The following is a 16,035-nucleotide window of genomic DNA, read 5'->3' as shown; positions in this document are numbered from 1 at the left end:
GACATGGGCAACCCGTTCTTCGTCGACGTCGCGCGCGGCGCCGAGCGCGCCGCCCGCGCGGCCGGGCTCGGCGTCATGGTCTGCAACAGCGCGCAGAGCGTCTCCGAGGAGGCCGACTATCTGTCGCTCTTCGCGGAGCAGCGGGTGCGCGGCGTGCTGCTCACGCCGGCCGAGGCGACCGGCGCCACGGTGGACCGCTTCCGGCGCCACGACATCCCCTTCGTGCTCGTCGACCGGGTCGCCGAGGGCGCCACCGAGTGCTCGGTCTCCGTCGACGACGTCGCCGGCGGGGCGCTCGCCGCGCGGCACCTCGTCGACGCCGGCCACCGCCGCATCGCGTACGTGAGCGGACCGCCCGCGCTCAACCAGGTCGCCGACCGGCGCCGGGGCGTTCTGCGCGCGCTCGCCGAGGCCGGGGTGCCCGCCTCCGCGCTGCACGAACTGCCCACCGACCGGCTCGACGTGGCGGCCGGCCGGGACGCGGGCGCCCGTCTGCTGGGTCTCTCGGACCGGCCGACCGCCGTGTTCTGCGCGAACGACCTGCTCGCGCTCGGTGTGCTCCAGGCCCTGTACGCGGCGGGCGTCCGGGTCCCCGAGGACATCGCCATCGTGGGGTACGACGACATCGAGTTCGCGGCCGCGGCGGCCGTTCCGCTCACCTCCGTGCGCCAGCCCGCCGTGACCATGGGCGCCCTCGCCGCGGGCCTGCTCCTCGAGGAGATCGCCGCCGTCGACGCACCGGAGGGCGGACACGAGCACCGCCGCGTCGTCCTCCAGCCCGAACTCGTGGTGCGCGGCTCCAGCCTCGGCCCCCGCTGAGCCGGGGCCCGGCACGGATGTGCTGAACTGGTGCGGACCGGGCCGTCCGGATTCCGGCGCCCGGGTACCGTCATCCGAGCACCCGTCCCAGCCCTGTCCCAGCAGCCGTCATGGAGTCGAATTGAGCGCCGCGCGATACCGGCAGCCCGGGGTCGTCCTCACCGACCGCCGTTTCACCGTCCCGACGGACCACGAGGCCCCGGACGGCGAGCAGATCGAGCTGTACGCGCGCGAGGTGGTCGCCGCGGGCCGCGAGCACGAGAATCTGCCCTGGCTGCTCTACCTCCAGGGCGGCCCCGGCTTCGGTGCCCACCGCTTCTCCGGAAAGCAGGCCTGGCTCGGCCGCGCCCTGCAGGACCACCGTGTGCTGCTCCTCGACCAGCGCGGCACCGGCGCCTCGAGCCCGGTCAACCGGCAGACCCTCCCGCTGCGCGGCGACGCCGAGCGGCAGGCCGCGTACCTGGGCCTGTTCCGGGCCGACTCCATCGTCCGCGACTGCGAACTGATCCGCCGTGAGGTCACGGGCGGCGCCCCCTGGACCGTGCTCGGCCAGAGCTTCGGCGGCTTCTGCGCCACGCACTACCTGTCGACGGCGCCCGAGGGCCTGGCCGCCGCCCTGATCACCGGCGGGCTGCCCGCCCTCGACGGGCACGCCGACGACGTCTACCGCGCCGCGTTCCCGCGCATCGAGCGCAAGGTCCGCGCGCACTACGCCCGGTACCCCATGGACGTCGAGCGGGCCCGCGAGATCGGCGCGTTCGTCCTGGAGCGCGAGCCCGTCCTGCCGGGCGGCTACCGGCTCACCCTGGAGGCGTTCCAGTCCCTCGGCATCTGGCTCGGCGGCGGGGACGGCAGCGACCGGCTGCACTACCTGCTGGAGGACGCGTTCGTGCGCACCCCCGGCGGCCGCGAGCTCTCCGACGCGTTCCAGGAGCAGCTCGTCGCGGCCCTGTCGTACGCGAGCAACCCGCTCTACGCGGTCCTGCACGAGGTCATCTACGCCCAGGGCGGCCGCGCCACCGACTGGTCCGCGGAGCGGGTGCGCGGCGGATTCCCCCAGTTCGACGGGGAGAAGACGCTGGTGAACGGTGGCCCGCTGCTGTTCACGGGGGAGAGCGTGCACCCCTGGCAGTTCGACGCCGACCCGGCGCTGCGCCCCCTGAAGGAGGCGGCGGAGCTCGTCGCCGCCCGGACCGGCTGGGCCCCGCTCTACGATCCGACGCGGCTCGCCGCGAACGAGGTGCCGGTCGCCGCGGCCGTCTACTTCGACGACATGTACGTCGACCGCGAGATGTCGCTGCGCACCGCCGAGCGGATCCGGGGCGCGCGGTGCTGGGTCACGAACGAGTTCGAGCACGACGGGGTCCGCGCGGGCGGGCCCCGCGTCCTCGACCGGCTGCTGGGAATGGTGCGCGGCGAGGTCTAGGCCGGGGCGCTCCGCCGGCGGTCGGGAAACCGCGCGGGCCGCGCCCCGGCCGCATACGCTGCCGGACATGAGTGAGCCCGCGAAGGAAACCGCCCCGCTGGAGCCGATGCCCGAGGACTGGACCCGGGCCCTGGCCGTCGTCGCCCACCCCGACGACCTCGAGTACGGCTGTGCCGCGGCCGTCGCCGCGTGGACGGACGCGGGCCGCGAGGTCACGTACGTCCTCGCGACCCGCGGCGAGGCCGGGATCGACACGCTGGAGCCGGCGAAGTGCGGCCCGCTGCGCGAGCAGGAGCAGCGGGCCAGTGCCGCCGTCGTCGGGGTCGACACCGTGGAGTTCCTCGACCACCGCGACGGCGTCATCGAGTACGGCACGGCCCTGCGCCGCGACATCGCCGCCGCGATCCGCCGCCACCGTCCCGAGCTGGTCGTCACGCTCAACCACCGCGACACATGGGGCGGCGTGTACTGGAACACCCCCGACCACGTCGCCGTCGGCCGGGCCACGCTCGACGCGGCGGGGGACGCGGGCAACCGCTGGATCTTCCCCGAGCTGACCGAGCAGGGACTCGAGCCGTGGAACGGCGTGAAGTGGGTGGCCGTCGCGGGCTCCGTGCGGCCCACGCACGCCGTCGACGCGACGCCCGGACTGGAGCGGTCCGTCCGCTCCCTGCTCGAACACCGCACCTACATCGAGGTGTTGACGGACGAGGACCCGGAGACCTACTGCCGCACCTTCCTCACCGGGAACGCGCAGGCGGCGGCCGACCGGTTCGGCGGCCGGCCCGCCGTGCCGTTCGAGCTGTTCAGCCGCTGACCTCCGGGGCCGGGTGCGGCGGGGCCCCGGCGGGCAGCGCACGCAGCGCGGCGACCGCGGCGACGGCCGTGAGCGCCGCGAGGACCGTCAGGGCCGTCCGCATCGACGCGGCGAACCCGGCGCCGAGCGCGTCGTGCTGCCCGGTGCCGCCGGACGCGAGCATCATCGTCGTCAGCGCCACCCCGAGCGTCGGGCCGACGTTCATCGCCGTCTGCTGCAGCCCGCCCGCGACTCCTGCGTCGGCCTTCGGCGCCCGCCGCACCAGGACCTCCGTCGCGCTCACCATGACCGTGCCGAACCCGGCCCCCATCGCGGCGGCGCAGAGCCCGGTCGCGGCGGCGGACGCTCCCGGGCCGAGCCGCCCGAAGGCCAGCACGCCGACGCTCAGGACGACGAGCCCGCCCGTCGTCGTCGCCCGTGCGCCGCACCGGCGCAGCAGCACGGCGCCGAGCGGCGCCGCCGCCACCATGCACAGCGCGAGCGGCGCCATGCGCAGCGCCGTCCCCAGAGGATCGAGGCCGATCAGCTCCTGAAGGAAGTACGTCGCCGTGAACAGTGCGCCGAACAGGGCGGCGGACGCGGTCAGGAGGATGCCGAGCGCCGCGGCCGTGACGGGCGTGGCGACGACCGCCGGGGCGAGCAGCGGGTCGGCGGTCCGCCGTTCGTGCCGCACCAGGAGCAGCGCCGCACCCGTCGCACCGGCGAGGGCGGCCACCGCGGATGCCCCGTGCGGGGACACGAGCGCCGTCACCAGACCGGCCAGCGCACAGCCGAGCAGCAGCGCCCCGCCCGGGTCGAGCCCGGCCGCTCGTGCGGGGCGCGGTGTCGGCCCGGGGGCGCGGACGAGCAGCACCAGCGCGGCGATCACCACCGCGGGCGGCACGCCGAGGAAGAACACCGAGCGCCATCCGAACCGGGTCGTCAGGATGCCGCCGACCAGCGGTCCGGCCGCGGCCGCGAGCCCGATCGCGGCGGTGCGCGCGGCGATGGGCGGTCCCAGCCGGTCCGCCGGGAACGCCGCCCGCAGCATGCCGAGCGTCGCGGGCTGGAGCAGCGCACCGCACACCCCCTGCGCCACCCGGCCCGCGATCAGCCAGCCCGTGCCGGGCGCGAGGCCGACGCCCGCCGAGGCCGCCGCGAAGCCGAGCATCCCGTACCCGAACAGACGCCGGTGCCCGTACCGGTCGCCGAGCCGGCCCGCGAAGACGAGCAGGCTCGCCACGGTGATCAGATAGGCGGTGCTGGTCCACTGCACCGCGTCGAGGCTCGCTCCCAGATCGTCCTTGAGCGCGGGCTGCGCGATGGTGAGCACGGTGCCGTCGAGCGCGACCAGCACCGCCCCGACCACGCTGCCGGCGAGCGCCACCCGGCGGTGTGCCGCGGCGCTCACCGGGCGGCCGGGCCGAGGTGGGCGGTCAGGACGGCGGCGAGCAGCGGGCCTGGGTCCGCGGAGCCGGTGGCGAGCTGGAGACTGCCCCAGCCCCACAGCTGAGCCACCCCGTGCAGGTTCGCCCACAACGCCCCCGCCACGACCGCGGGTTCGGCCCCCGGCCGGGCCTCGGCCACCAGCTCCACCAGCGTCCCGAACAGCGGCAGGCTCGTCTCACGCAGCCCGAACCGGTCGCTCTCCAGCAGGTCGTGACGGAACATCAGCTCGTACATGCCGCGCTGCTCCGCCGCGAAGTCCAGGTAGACCCGGGCCAGGACGGCGATCCGGGCACGCGGGTCCGGATCCGTCCCGTCGACGGCTGCGGCGGCCCGTGCGCCCAGGTCGGCGAAGCCGCGCCGGGCGATGGCCGACAGGAGCTCCAGGTGGGTGGGGAACCAGCGCCGCGGGGCGCCGTGCGAGACACCCGCGCGGCGCGCGATCTCCCGCAGGGACAGCGCCGCCGCGCCGTCCTCGGCGACCAGGGCCACGCCCGCGTCGACGAGCCGCTCGCGCAGCCCCGCGCCGCCGCTCCCGCCGGTGTCGGTCCGTCCGTGCTCGTTCTCTCGCTGCATAGACACTGTCTACATGATCGGAGTAGACAGTGTCTACTCCCTGTTCGCCGCCGCGCTCGGCTGCCCGCTCGCCTCCCTGCTCGGCTCCGGGACGCCCGCGTGCCGGGTCTTCAAGGTCGCGGCCGCAGCCGGTACGCTGCGCGCCGCCCGCGGAGCCCGAGCCCGGCTGGAGGCAGCATGATCGACACGACCGACGGCACCCTGCCCGACGGGGACGGGCTGCGGCTGCGGCTCGACGTCGAACCGGACGGGATCGGCGTGCTCACGCTGTGCCGTCCGGCCAAACTCAACGCCTGGAGCTGGGAGGCGAGTCGGCAGCTCGGCGTGCTGACCGACCGGATCCGCTTCGACGACCGCGTCCGGGTCGTGCTGGTGCGCGCGGAGGGTCGCGCGTTCTGCGCGGGGATCGACGTCACGGCGCCCGGCGGCGGCATCGAGGGCGAGAGCGGCGCCGCCCGTGCCCGCGGGTACTACGAGGGCATCCGCTGGGTGCACGAGCGCTTCGCCGCGTTCGCCGGGCTCCCGCAGCCCGTCGTCGCCGCGGTGCAGGGCTACTGCCTGGGCTTCGGCTTCGAGCTCGCCCTGATGGCGGACGTGCGGATCGCGGCCGAGGACGCGGTGTTCGCGCTGCCCGAGGCGCAGCTCGGCGTCGCCGTCGACGCGGGCGGCGACCTGCGGATCGCGCGGGAGGCCGGTGCCGGCTGGGCCAAGTACCTGGCGCTGACCGGGCGGCGGATCGACGCCGCCACCGCGTACCGGCTCCACCTCCTCCAGGAGGTGGTCCCGGCCGACGCCCTGGAGCGGACGGCGCGCGCGACGGCCGCCGAGATCGCCGCGAACGCACCGCTCGCGGTGCAGTCGGTCAAGCGGGACATCGACGCCTACGCGGACGCGGGTCTGGACGCGGCCCTCGACCGTGTCGCGACGAGCGCCGCCCTGACGCTCACCTCGCAGGACGCCACCGAGGGGTTCACCGCCCGGGCGGGGCGCAGGCCGCCCCGGTTCCGCGGTGCGTAGCCACCTGTCCGGGTGGTCCGCCGGCGCGGCGGGAAGAAGCGGCGCCGCCCGGGGGTTCTGACCGACGTCCGGGCCGCCGCGGCCCGGACGTCCGCAGACCGATCCGTCCGGAAGGCAGCCATGACCTCCGCACCGTTCGACCCCCGCGCCCTCCTCGCCGGGAGCCGCCTCGGCGTCCTCGCCACCCTCAAGTCCGACGGGCGCCCCCAGCTCTCACCCGTCATGCCGTTCTACGACCGGGCGGCCGAGACGCTCTACGTGTCGATGACCGAGGGGCGCGCGAAGACGGCGAACCTGCGCCGTGACCCGCGGGCCGCCCTGGAGGTCACCGGCCCGGACGGGCGCTCCTGGGCGACGGCCGAGGGCACGGTCGACCTCGTCGGCCCCGGCACCGACCCGCGGGGCGCCGAGGTCGAGGCGCTGGTCGACTACTACCGCAGGGCCGCGGGCGAACACCCCGACTGGGACGAGTACCGCGCCGTCATGGTGTCCGACCGCCGAGTCCTGATGACGATGTCGGTCGAGCACGTGTACGGGCAGAGCATCGGCTGACCCTGTGTCAGGGCAGCTCGAAGGGGGCGCGCCCGAGCTGTTCGCGCACCGGCGTGACCGGGCTGTTGACCAGGTCGCGCCGCTGCCAGTTCGCGCCGTCGACGACGAGCGTGTGCCCGCTGATGTAGCGCGCGTACGGCGACGCGAGGAAGGTGGCCGCCCAGCCGAGCTCCCGCGGCGCCCCCACCCGCAGCGCGGGCTGGCGGGCGCCGGGGTCCGGCGCGCGGTCGAGCGCGGAGCGGATGTCGCGGGTCATGTCCTCGTGCGGCATCAGCCCCGGCACCAGGCCGTTGACCTGGATCCCGTACGGGCCCCACTCCACGGCGAGCGTCTCGACCAGGTTCTTGACGCCCGCCTTGGCCGCGGCGCTGTGCGCGTACCCGGGGCCGCCCGTCCACGCGTACGACGCGCCGACCGCGATGACGGAGCCCGGGGTGCCCGCGGCGAGGTGCCGGCGCGCGAACTCCCGCGTCGTGAGGAACGTGCCGGTGAGCGTGATGTCGACGACCGCGCGCCAGCCGTTGGGGCTCAGGTCCTCGGCCGGGACCGGGAAGTTGGCCGCCGCGTTGTTGACCAGGACGTCCGGGAGGCGCCCGTGCGAGGCGACGGCCGCGTCGAAGGCCTCGGCGATCCGCTCGGCGTCCCGGATGTCGCACAGCGCCGACGTGACCCGCCCGGCTCCGGGGACGGCCGCCAACTCGGCGCGGGCGGGGGCCAGATGCTCGTCACTGCGGCTCACCAGGACCAGCGACGCGCCGAGCCGGGCGAACTCGGCGGCGACGGCCCGGCCGAGCCCGGTCCCGCCGCCGGTCACGAGGACGAGCCGGCCGTCGTAGCTGCCCGGCGGCAGTGCGGCGGAGCCGCGCGGGGGCGGAGCGGGCAGGCCGGGGAGCGGGCTCGGGGAGGTCATGCGGGCATGGATACCGCGCGCGGCCGTACCTTTCCATGCCTGCGCGGCGACGGATTCGCTTCCCGGCCCGCCGCCGCTTCCCGGCCCCGCCGCGGCCGGGCCGAACGCGGCCGCGTCAGCTCGGCACGGCCGCCTTGCGGGCCCGGGCCACGGCGCGCTCGCCCTCGGGGGAGAAGACCCCGGCGCGGCGCCGCTCGGCGGCCCGCTCCAGATCGGCGTGCAGCAGGTCCATGTTGATGACGGTGCCCGCCCGGTACCCCGCGGCGGCCGCGTGGACGACCTGCTCGGCCGGACCGGTCGCGTTGCCCGCCGCCCACACGCCCGGCACGCTCGTCAGGCCCGTCGCGTCCACCGCGGTGAACGGTCCGGCGGGGGTCTCCTGGGTGCGGGCGCCGAGCGCGGTCAGGAGTGTGTCGCGCGGCACCATTCTGGGCGCCACCACGAGGACCGAGCGCGCGAACACCCGGCCGCCCGCGAGCCGTACGCCGGTCAGCCGGTCGTCCGTCACGACGAGCCCCGCGACCGGCCCGCTCACCACGCTCACCCCGGCCGCCGCGAGCAGCTGCCAGTCGGCGTCCGGCAGCGCGTCCTCGTCGGCCCCGTCCAGGAACAGTGTGACGTCGTCCGACAACTGGCTGAACAGGAGCGCCTGGTGGATGCCCGCCGCGGGGGAGTACAGCACCCCGACCGGCTGGTCGCGCACCTCGTAGCCGTGGCAGTACGGGCAGTGGATCACGTCGCGGCCCCAGCGCTCGGCGAGGCCCGGCACGTCCGGCAGCTCGTCGACGAGGCCGGTCGCGACGACGAGCCGGCGCGCGTGCACCCGGCCACCGCCGGCGAGCGTCACGTCGAACTCGCCGCTGCCGTCCGGCGCCGCGTGCGTCACCCGGTCCCGGACCAGGACGCCGCCGTACCCGGCGACCTCCGCGCGCACGACGGCGAGGAACTCGGCCGGCGGCATGCCGTCGCGCGAGGGGTAGCCCTGCATGTGTGCGGCCGGTGCGTTGCGCGGCTCGCCCGCGTCGACGACGAGCACGGAGCGGCGCGAGCGGCCGAGGATCAGGGCGGCGGAGAGGCCCGCCGCGCCGCCGCCGACCACCACCACGTCGTAGCTGCCGTGCCGGCCGGGCGCGTCCGCGTCCTGTCCGTCGTACGGGCCGTGTGCGTCGTGTGCGTCGTGCGCGTCCTGCCGGTGCTGCTGGGTGCTGCTCATCATGACCACCTCGCGTGAACGTGGGAAACCCTCGCTCTCGAAGGTGCACCTGACGCTCACATATTGACAAACGGCTTTGCCGAAACTGCAATGGAAGCATGACGCCGCACGATCGCACCCCCACCGACGAGCAGCCCGAGGCGAGCACGGACGCCGTGCTCTCGGGCGTCGGGCCACGGCTCAGAGCCCTGCGCAAGGAGCGCGGTGCCACCCTGTCCGGCCTCTCCGAGGCCACCGGCATCTCGGTGAGCACGCTCTCCCGCCTGGAGTCCGGCCTGCGCAAGCCCAGCTTGGAGCTGCTCCTGCCCATCGCGCGCGCCCACCAGGTCGCGCTGGACGAGCTGGTCGGTGCGCCACCGGTCGGTGACCCCCGGGTGCGGGCCAAGCCGATCACGCACTTCGGCCGCACGATGTACCCGCTGACCCGGCAGCCGGGCGGGCTGCAGGCGTACAAGGTCATCGAGCCCCAGCGGAACCTGGAGCCGGACCCGCAGACCCACGAGGGGTACGAGTGGATCTACATGCTCTCGGGCCGGCTGCGCCTCGTGCTCGGTGAGCACGACGTGGTGCTCGGGCCGGGGGAGGCCGCCGAGTTCGACACGCGCGTCCCGCACTGGTTCGGGTCGACGGGGGAGGGGCCCGCCGAGTTCCTGAGCCTCTTCGGGCCGCAGGGCGAGCGGATGCACGTCCGGGCGCGGCCGTCCCGGGCGGCGCAGGACTGACCCGGCCGGAGTCGGGCGGGTCGTTCGCGGGGAGGCATTCACAGAAGGGCAAGCGACCGCTTAGTATGCGGCTGGGCCGGTCGGTGACCGGCCGAGGAACCCGGTGTGACGACGCAGTCCCGTGGAGGCCCCGCATGCAGGCATGGCAAGTGCACGAGAACGGCGAGCCGAGCGAGGTGATGCGCCTCGACGAGACCGAGCGCCCCGTCCCCGGCGAGGGGCAGGTCCTGCTCAAGGTGCGCGCCGCCGCCATCAACTTCCCGGACGCCCTGCTCTGCCGTGGTCAGTACCAGGTCAGGCCCCCGCTCCCGTTCACGCCCGGCGTCGAGATCTGCGGCGAGACCGAGGACGGCCGCCGCGTCATCGCCAACCCGGTGCTGCCCCACGGCGGCTTCGCCGAGTACGCCGTCGCCGACGCCCGCGCCCTGCTGCCCGCACCCGAGGCGCTCGACGACGCGGAGACGGCCGCCCTGCACATCGGCTACCAGACCGGCTGGTTCGGCCTGCACCAGCGCGCCCGCCTCCAGGCGGGCGAGACGCTCCTCGTGCACGCCGCCGCCGGCGGTGTCGGCTCCGCGGCCGTACAGCTCGGCAAGGCGGCGGGCGCCCGTGTCATCGGCGTCGTCGGCGGCCCCGAGAAGGCCGCGGTCGCCGCCGGGCTCGGCTGCGACGTCGTGATCGACCGCCGCTCCGAGGACGTCATCGCCGCCGTCAAGGAGGCCACCGGCGGCAAGGGCGCCGACGTCGTCTACGACCCGGTCGGCGGCGACGCCTACACCCAGTCCGCCAAGACCGTCGCCTTCGAGGGCCGCATCGTCGTCGTCGGCTTCGCCTCGGGCAGCATCCCGAGCCCGGCGCTCAACCACGCGCTGGTCAAGAACTACTCGATCATGGGCCTCCACTGGGGCCTGTACGCGAGCAAGAACCCGAAGCTGATCCCGCACTGCCACGAGCGGCTGACCGAGCTCGCCGCGCGTGGCGCCGTCAAGCCGCTCGTCAGCGAGCGCGTCGCCCTCGACGGCGCCTCCGCCGCCGTGCAGCGCGTCGCCGACGGCGTCACCACGGGCCGCGTCGTCGTCGTGCCCGGACTCGACGCCCGCACGGAAGGGGCCGCCGCATGAGCGCCGACGCCGCAGAACTCCGGTCGCTGACCCGCCGGTTCCTGGCCGCGCACCCGCCCGCCACGACCGGGCGCGAGGACTTCCTGCGGGCCCGCTTCGACGCCGGACTCGCCTGGGTGCACTACCCGCAGGGCCTCGGCGGACTCGACGCGCCGCGCGCCCTCCAGGCCGTCGTGGACGCCGAGCTCGAGGCCGCGGGCGCCCCCGACAACGACCCCCGGCGCAACGGGATCGGGCTCGGCATGGCCGCCCCCACCATCCTCCGGTACGGAACCGACGAGCAGAAGAAGCGCTTCCTCAGGCCGCTGTGGACCGGCGAGGAGGTGTGGTGCCAGCTGTTCAGCGAGCCGGGCGCGGGCTCGGACCTCGCCGCGCTCGGCACCCGCGCCGTGCGCGACGGCGACACGTGGACGGTCGACGGGCAGAAGGTGTGGACCTCCGGCGCGCACAACGCCCGCTTCGCCATCCTCATCGCCCGCACCGACCCGGACGTGCCCAAGCACCGGGGCATCACCTACTTCGTCTGCGACATGACGGACCCCGGCGTCGACGTGCGCCCGCTGCGCCAGATCACGGGCGAGGCCGAGTTCAACGAGGTCTTCCTGTCCGGTGTCCGCATCCCCGACGCCCACCGCCTCGGCGAGGTCGGCGACGGCTGGAAGGTCGCCCAGACCACGCTGAACAACGAGCGCGTCGCGATCGGCGGCGCCCGCATCCCGCGCGAGGGCGGCCTGATCGGCATCGCCGCGCGGACCTGGCGCGAGCGCCCGGAGCTGCGCACCCAGGACCTGCACCAGCGGCTCGTCACCCTGTGGGTGGAGGCCGAGGTCGCCCGGCTCACCGGCGAGCGGCTGCGCCAGCAGCTCGTCGCGGGCCAGCCGGGCCCCGAGGGCGCCGGCATGAAGCTCGGCTTCGCGCGCCTCAACCAGGAGATCAGCGGTCTTGAGGTCGAACTCCTCGGCGAAGAGGGCCTGTTGTACGACGACTGGACGCTGCGCCGCCCCGAGCTCGTCGACTTCGCGGGCCGCGAGGCCGGGTACCGCTATCTGCGCGCCAAGGGCAACAGCATCGAGGGCGGGACGAGCGAGATCCTGCTGAACATCGTCGCCGAGCGGGTCCTGGGCCTTCCGCCCGAGCCGCGCACCGACAAGGACGTCGCCTGGAAGGACCTCTCCCGATGAGCCATCAGCCCGACCTCCTCTACACGGAGGAAGAGGAAGCGCTGCGGTCCGCGGTCCGCGACCTGCTCGCCGACCACAGCGACGCCGCCGCCGTCCAGGCCCGCGCGGAGACGGACGAGCCCCACGACCGGGCCCTGTGGAAGAACCTGGCCGAGACCATGGGCCTCGCGGGCCTGCTCGTCCCGGAGGACCGCGGCGGCCAGGGCGCCTCGCACCGCGAAGCGGCCGTCGTGCTCGAGGAGCTGGGCCGGGCGGTCACGCCGGTCCCGTACCTGACCAGTGCCGTCGTCGCGACCGAGGCGCTGCTCGGGTGCGAGGGTGACGAGGCCGCGAGCCTGCTGGCCGCGCTCGCCTCCGGCCGCACCCTCGGCGCCCTCGCGGTGCCCCTGTCGGACCGTGCGCCGCGCGAGGAATGGAGCGTGCGCGCGCAGGACGGCGTGCTCACCGGCACCGTCACGGGGGTCGCGGACGCGGTCGCCGCCGACGTGTTCCTCGTGCCGACGGCCGAGGGTCTCTTCGCGGTCGACGACGGCGCCCCCGGGGTCACCGTCGCGCCGCAGGTCTCTCTCGACCGCACCCGGCCGCTGGCCGCCCTGACGCTGGACGGCGTCGCCGGACGGCCGCTCGCACCCGCCGCCGCGCCCGTCGTGCGGCGCGCGCTGCGCGCCGGTGCGGGCCTGCTCGTGTCGGAGCAACTGGGCCTGTGCGACTGGCTGTTGACGGAGACCGTGCGCTACACCCGCGAGCGGAACCAGTTCAACCGCCCGGTCGGCTCGTTCCAGGCGCTCAAGCACCGGCTGGCCCGGCTCTGGCTCGAGGTCGTCAACCTGAAGGCCGCCGCGCGCAACGCGTCGGACGCGCTCGCCGCCGGCAGCGACGACGCCGACGTGGCGGTGGCCGTCGCCCAGGCCTTCGCGGCGCCCGTCGCGGTGCACGCCGCCGAGGAGGCCCTCCAGCTGCACGGCGGCATCGGCATGACCTGGGAGCACCCGATCCACCTGTACCTCAAGCGGGCCAAGGCCGACTCGATCGCCCTCGGCACGGCCGGCCGGCACCGGGAGGACCTGGCCGAACTGGTCGATCTGCGGGCGCCGTGACGACGATGGCTTGACCCCGTCTTTGCCCACCCTTGACGAGATGGCATTATTGCGCACCGTTCGCAACAACAGTCGATCTTGAACAGGGGTGGGCGGCGTGGCACGTCCGGTACGGAGCGTCCTGTCGGCGGCGGCGGTCACCGCACTCGCACTGACCGCCGCCGCCTGCGCGGCGCCGGACGACGGCACCGGCAGCGGCGGCAAGGACGCCCGCAGCAGCGCGGTCGTGGGCATCGCCTACGAGCCCGACACGCTCAGCCCGCTCCTCGGCTACGGCAAGGACGGCAACTCGAAGATCTTCGACGGACTGCTCACCCACGACGCGGGCATGAAGCTCAGGCCGGCGCTCGCCGCCGCCCTGCCGAAGGTCACCGACGGCGGCCGCACCTACACCTACGAGCTGCGCAAGGGCGTGAAGTTCAGCGACGGCGAGCCGTTCACGGCGAAGGACGTCGTCTTCACGTACGAGACGATCCTCGACAAGAAGACGAACAACGCGTCGAAGACCGAGCTCGACGCCGTCGACCGCGTCGAGGCCACGGACGCCGACACCGTCGTCTTCCACCTCAAGTACCCCTACGCCCCGTTCGCCGAGCGCACCGTCCTGCCCATCGCCCCCGAACACATAGCGGGCAGGCAGGACGTCAACAGCGGCACCTTCACCACCGAGCCCGTCGGCACGGGACCGTACACCCTGGCCAAGTGGTCCAAGGGCGAGAAGCTCGTCTTTGACGCGAACCCCGGGTACTGGGGCGGCAAGCCGGAGATCGAGCACTTCACCATGGCGATCGTCAAGGACGACGACGTCCGCGCGACCCGGCTGCGCTCGGGCGACCTCGACGGCGCGATCCTGCCGCCCAACCTCGCGAAGACCTTCGCGAAGGACAGTGGCAAGAAGACGTACCGGGCGAAGACCTTCGACTACCGCGTCGTCACCCTGCCCACCGGCAACAAGGTCGCGGGTGACACCGCCGTGCGCCGCGCCCTCGACATCGGCGTCGACCGGAGGACCATGGTCGACCGGATCCTCGAGGGCGCCGGCAAGAAGGCCTACGGGCCCGTGCCCACCGACAGCCCCTGGTTCACGCGGGGCACCGAGCGTCCGTACGACCCCGCCGGGGCCCGGAAGATCCTCGACGAGGCCGGGTGGAAGAAGGGCGCCGACGGCATCCGCGCCAAGGACGGCGTCCGCGCCGCCTTCCCGCTCTGGTACCTGACCGGTGACAAGCTCCGCCAGGACCACGCGCTCGCCTACGCCTCCGACGCCAAGAAGCTCGGCATCGACATCAAGGTCGAGTCCGGCACCTGGGAGGTCATCGAGCCGCGCATGCCCGAGGACGCGGTCCTCGCGGGCGGCGGCGCCCCCGCCGACCCCGACTTCGACCAGTACACGCTGCTCACGTCCTCCCTCGCGGGCGACGGCTTCAACAACATGGCCTGGTACGAGAACGCGCAGGTCGACGCCGCCCTCGAGGCCGCCCGCCGCAGCGGCGACCGCGCCGAACGCCAGAAGGCGTACGACACCGTCCAGCGCGCCCTGGTGAAGGACCCCGGGTACACCTTCCTCACCCACATCGACCACCTCTACGTCGTCGACGAGCGCTTCGGTGGCCTCAGCACCCAGGTCGAACCGCACGACCACGGCCTGGCCTCCGGCCCCTGGTGGAACGTCGAGGACTGGCGCGCATGAACAGACGGCTCCCCTGGGGGCCGATGGCGCGCCTGACGGGCCGGCGGATCCTGTTCGCCGTGCCCGTCCTGGGCGTCGTCACCCTCGGCGTCTTCGCGGTCGCCGCCGCCTCGCCCTTCGACCCCGTCAAGGCCTACGCAGGCACCGCCGGACTCACCGCCTCCCAGGAGAACCTGGACCAGCTCCGGGCCAACCTGGGCGTCGACCGCCCGCTGCCCGCCCGCTGGTGGGACTGGCTGACCTCCGCGCTCTCCGGCGACCTCGGCGACTCGGCCGTGCTGCGCCAGCCCGTCGCCCAGGTCATCGGCGAGCGCCTCGGCTGGTCCGTCCTCCTCGCCGGCACCGCCTTCCTCGCCGCGATCGTCCTCGGCACGCTCCTCGGCGTGCTCGCCGCCCGGTACCGCGGCGGACCGCTCGACCGGACCGTCACCTCGCTCGCCTACACCCTGGAGGCCGCGCCCCCGTTCTGGCTCGGGCTGCTCGCCGTCTGGCTGTTCGCGCTCAAGCTCGGCGTGCTGCCCGCCGGCGGGCTCACCGACACCGGGTCCGCGACGGTCGGCGCCGGCCAGGTGCTGCCCCACCTCGTCCTGCCCGCCGGAGTCCTGGCCGTCTCGCAACTGCCCTGGTTCGTCCTCTACGTACGCCAGGGCGTCGGCGACGCCCTCGACGAGGACCCAGTGCGCGGCGCGAGAGCGCGCGGACTCGCGCCGCGGACCGTCCTGTTCGGGCACGCCCTGCGTTCCGGAACCCTCCCCGTGCTCACCCTCATCGGCTCGCGCGTGCCCGAACTCATCACCGGAGCCCTCCTCGTGGAGACCGTCTTCAGCTGGCCCGGCATCGCCGCCGCGACCGTCCAGGCCGCCACCTCCGTCGACTTCCCGCTGCTCGCGGCGCTCACGGTGCTGGCGACGCTCGCCGTCCTCGCCGGGAACTGGGCCGCCGACCTGCTCTATGGTCTCGCCGACCCCCGGGTGGGCTTCGATGGCTGAGCAGATCCTCGACCCCGCGCCGCCCGCCTGGCGCACCCGGGGGAACCGGCGCCGCTCCACCCGCGCCTGGCGGGTGCGGTCGTCGGCCGCGATCACCGCCCTCGTCGTGCTCGCGGTGCTCCTCGTCCCGCCGCTGGTCCACCTCGACCAGCAGGCCGTCGACCTCGCGGCGAAACTGCGGCCACCGTCCTGGGCGCACCCCTTCGGCACCGACGACGTCGGCCGCGACCTGCTGCTGCGCTGCGTCTACGGGCTGCGCGTCTCGCTGCTCGTCGGCGTGGTGGCCGCCCTCGTGGCGACCGTCATCGGCACCGCGGTCGGCGCGCTCGCGGGTGCGCTCGGCGGCTGGGTCGACCGCGCTGTGATGCGCGTCGTCGACACCTTCGCCTCGGTGCCCCACCTGCTGCTCGGCATCTTCATCGTCGCCATGTTCCGCCCCGGCGTCTGGCCGGTCGTCGTCTCCGTCGGCCTGACCCACTG

17 protein-coding genes are annotated in these 16,035 nt (G+C 74.8%); 13 read left to right on the top strand and 4 right to left on the bottom strand.

The window, feature by feature from the left end:
- From GTW43_RS35345 to GTW43_RS35335, 3 genes are all read left to right on the top strand, one after another.
- On the top strand, window positions 1-819 hold an 819-nt coding region (locus GTW43_RS35345), incomplete at its 5' end, for a substrate-binding domain-containing protein (RefSeq protein ID WP_161306063.1).
- A gap of 121 nt (window positions 820-940) precedes the next feature.
- Window positions 941-2,245, top strand: coding sequence for an alpha/beta fold hydrolase (locus tag GTW43_RS35340; RefSeq protein ID WP_161306062.1), 1,305 nt, complete (start codon window positions 941-943; stop codon window positions 2,243-2,245).
- A gap of 67 nt (window positions 2,246-2,312) precedes the next feature.
- A complete protein-coding gene (locus GTW43_RS35335) occupies window positions 2,313-3,062 on the top strand; it encodes a PIG-L deacetylase family protein (RefSeq protein WP_161306061.1) in 750 nt (249 codons plus the stop codon).
- Here GTW43_RS35335 and GTW43_RS35330 read toward each other — a convergent pair.
- Window positions 3,052-4,452 carry an MFS transporter gene (locus GTW43_RS35330; protein ID WP_161306060.1) on the bottom strand — a complete coding sequence of 467 codons (1,401 nt, stop codon included), beginning with the start codon at window positions 4,450-4,452 and terminating at the stop codon, window positions 3,052-3,054. The genes GTW43_RS35335 and GTW43_RS35330 overlap by 11 nt on opposite strands.
- Window positions 4,449-5,063: a TetR/AcrR family transcriptional regulator gene (locus tag GTW43_RS35325; RefSeq protein WP_161306064.1), complete on the bottom strand. Its 615-nt coding sequence runs from the start codon at window positions 5,061-5,063 to the stop codon at window positions 4,449-4,451. The genes GTW43_RS35330 and GTW43_RS35325 overlap by 4 nt, the downstream gene beginning before the upstream one ends.
- A gap of 13 nt (window positions 5,064-5,076) precedes the next feature.
- On the opposite strand from GTW43_RS35325, the gene GTW43_RS35320 reads away from it, so the two are divergent.
- From GTW43_RS35320 to GTW43_RS35310, 3 genes are all read left to right on the top strand, one after another.
- Entirely contained in the window at window positions 5,077-5,244 is a 168-nt protein-coding gene (locus GTW43_RS35320; protein WP_161306059.1) for a hypothetical protein, read from the top strand.
- A complete protein-coding gene (locus tag GTW43_RS35315) occupies window positions 5,241-6,080 on the top strand; it encodes an enoyl-CoA hydratase/isomerase family protein (RefSeq protein WP_161306058.1) in 840 nt (279 codons plus the stop codon). Before GTW43_RS35320 ends, GTW43_RS35315 begins: the two co-directional genes overlap by 4 nt.
- A 120-nt stretch (window positions 6,081-6,200) precedes the next feature.
- Entirely contained in the window at window positions 6,201-6,632 is a 432-nt protein-coding gene (locus tag GTW43_RS35310; protein ID WP_161306057.1) for a PPOX class F420-dependent oxidoreductase, read from the top strand.
- Window positions 6,633-6,639: 7 nt separating this feature from the next.
- On the opposite strand, the gene GTW43_RS35305 is transcribed toward GTW43_RS35310, so the two are convergent.
- Both GTW43_RS35305 and GTW43_RS35300 read right to left on the bottom strand, forming a co-directional pair.
- Window positions 6,640-7,542 (bottom strand): SDR family oxidoreductase, encoded by a 903-nt coding sequence (locus tag GTW43_RS35305; protein WP_161306056.1) that lies wholly within the window; start codon window positions 7,540-7,542, stop codon window positions 6,640-6,642.
- Between the two features lie 115 nt (window positions 7,543-7,657).
- Window positions 7,658-8,755 carry an NAD(P)/FAD-dependent oxidoreductase gene (locus GTW43_RS35300; protein WP_161306055.1) on the bottom strand — a complete coding sequence of 366 codons (1,098 nt, stop codon included), beginning with the start codon at window positions 8,753-8,755 and terminating at the stop codon, window positions 7,658-7,660.
- 98 nt (window positions 8,756-8,853) lie between these two features.
- Between GTW43_RS35300 and GTW43_RS35295 the strand changes: the two genes are divergently transcribed.
- From GTW43_RS35295 to GTW43_RS35265, 7 genes are all read left to right on the top strand, one after another.
- Window positions 8,854-9,477 (top strand): XRE family transcriptional regulator, encoded by a 624-nt coding sequence (locus GTW43_RS35295; protein WP_161306054.1) that lies wholly within the window; start codon window positions 8,854-8,856, stop codon window positions 9,475-9,477.
- A gap of 134 nt (window positions 9,478-9,611) precedes the next feature.
- Entirely contained in the window at window positions 9,612-10,598 is a 987-nt protein-coding gene (locus tag GTW43_RS35290; RefSeq protein ID WP_161306053.1) for an NADPH:quinone oxidoreductase family protein, read from the top strand.
- Window positions 10,595-11,779: an acyl-CoA dehydrogenase family protein gene (locus GTW43_RS35285; RefSeq protein WP_161306052.1), complete on the top strand. Its 1,185-nt coding sequence runs from the start codon at window positions 10,595-10,597 to the stop codon at window positions 11,777-11,779. Before GTW43_RS35290 ends, GTW43_RS35285 begins: the two co-directional genes overlap by 4 nt.
- Complete coding sequence (locus tag GTW43_RS35280) at window positions 11,776-12,876, top strand: acyl-CoA dehydrogenase family protein (protein ID WP_161306051.1); 1,101 nt, start codon at window positions 11,776-11,778, stop codon at window positions 12,874-12,876. Before GTW43_RS35285 ends, GTW43_RS35280 begins: the two co-directional genes overlap by 4 nt.
- A 97-nt stretch (window positions 12,877-12,973) precedes the next feature.
- A complete protein-coding gene (locus GTW43_RS35275; RefSeq protein WP_161306050.1) occupies window positions 12,974-14,566 on the top strand; it encodes an ABC transporter substrate-binding protein in 1,593 nt (530 codons plus the stop codon).
- The gene (locus tag GTW43_RS35270; RefSeq protein WP_161306049.1) at window positions 14,563-15,555 is read left to right on the top strand and encodes an ABC transporter permease; all 993 of its coding nucleotides are present in this window, start codon (window positions 14,563-14,565) and stop codon (window positions 15,553-15,555) included. The genes GTW43_RS35275 and GTW43_RS35270 overlap by 4 nt, the downstream gene beginning before the upstream one ends.
- A partial coding sequence (locus tag GTW43_RS35265) for an ABC transporter permease subunit (RefSeq protein WP_161306048.1) occupies window positions 15,548-16,035 on the top strand: 488 nt, incomplete at its 3' end. The genes GTW43_RS35270 and GTW43_RS35265, both read left to right, overlap by 8 nt.

This window comes from Streptomyces sp. SID5785 (genome assembly GCF_009870065.1).
Taxonomy (GTDB): domain Bacteria; phylum Actinomycetota; class Actinomycetes; order Streptomycetales; family Streptomycetaceae; genus Streptomyces.
Note: the sequence above shows the minus strand (reverse complement) of the source record. Positions and strands in the feature narration are given on the sequence as shown.

Bases quoted from the DNA above. Each gene is read 5' to 3' on its own strand.
- GTW43_RS35335 (WP_161306061.1), top strand. From the start codon at position 2,313: ATGAGTGAGCCCGCGAAGGAAACCGCCCCGCTGGAGCCGATGCCCGAG.
- GTW43_RS35325 (WP_161306064.1), bottom strand. From the start codon at position 5,063: ATGCAGCGAGAGAACGAGCACGGACGGACCGACACCGGCGGGAGCGGC.
- GTW43_RS35320 (WP_161306059.1), top strand. From the start codon at position 5,077: ATGATCGGAGTAGACAGTGTCTACTCCCTGTTCGCCGCCGCGCTCGGC.
- GTW43_RS35315 (WP_161306058.1), top strand. From the start codon at position 5,241: ATGATCGACACGACCGACGGCACCCTGCCCGACGGGGACGGGCTGCGG.
- GTW43_RS35310 (WP_161306057.1), top strand. From the start codon at position 6,201: ATGACCTCCGCACCGTTCGACCCCCGCGCCCTCCTCGCCGGGAGCCGC.
- GTW43_RS35305 (WP_161306056.1), bottom strand. From the start codon at position 7,542: ATGACCTCCCCGAGCCCGCTCCCCGGCCTGCCCGCTCCGCCCCCGCGC.
- GTW43_RS35300 (WP_161306055.1), bottom strand. From the start codon at position 8,755: ATGAGCAGCACCCAGCAGCACCGGCAGGACGCGCACGACGCACACGAC.
- GTW43_RS35295 (WP_161306054.1), top strand. From the start codon at position 8,854: ATGACGCCGCACGATCGCACCCCCACCGACGAGCAGCCCGAGGCGAGC.
- GTW43_RS35290 (WP_161306053.1), top strand. From the start codon at position 9,612: ATGCAGGCATGGCAAGTGCACGAGAACGGCGAGCCGAGCGAGGTGATG.
- GTW43_RS35285 (WP_161306052.1), top strand. From the start codon at position 10,595: ATGAGCGCCGACGCCGCAGAACTCCGGTCGCTGACCCGCCGGTTCCTG.
- GTW43_RS35280 (WP_161306051.1), top strand. From the start codon at position 11,776: ATGAGCCATCAGCCCGACCTCCTCTACACGGAGGAAGAGGAAGCGCTG.
- GTW43_RS35270 (WP_161306049.1), top strand. From the start codon at position 14,563: ATGAACAGACGGCTCCCCTGGGGGCCGATGGCGCGCCTGACGGGCCGG.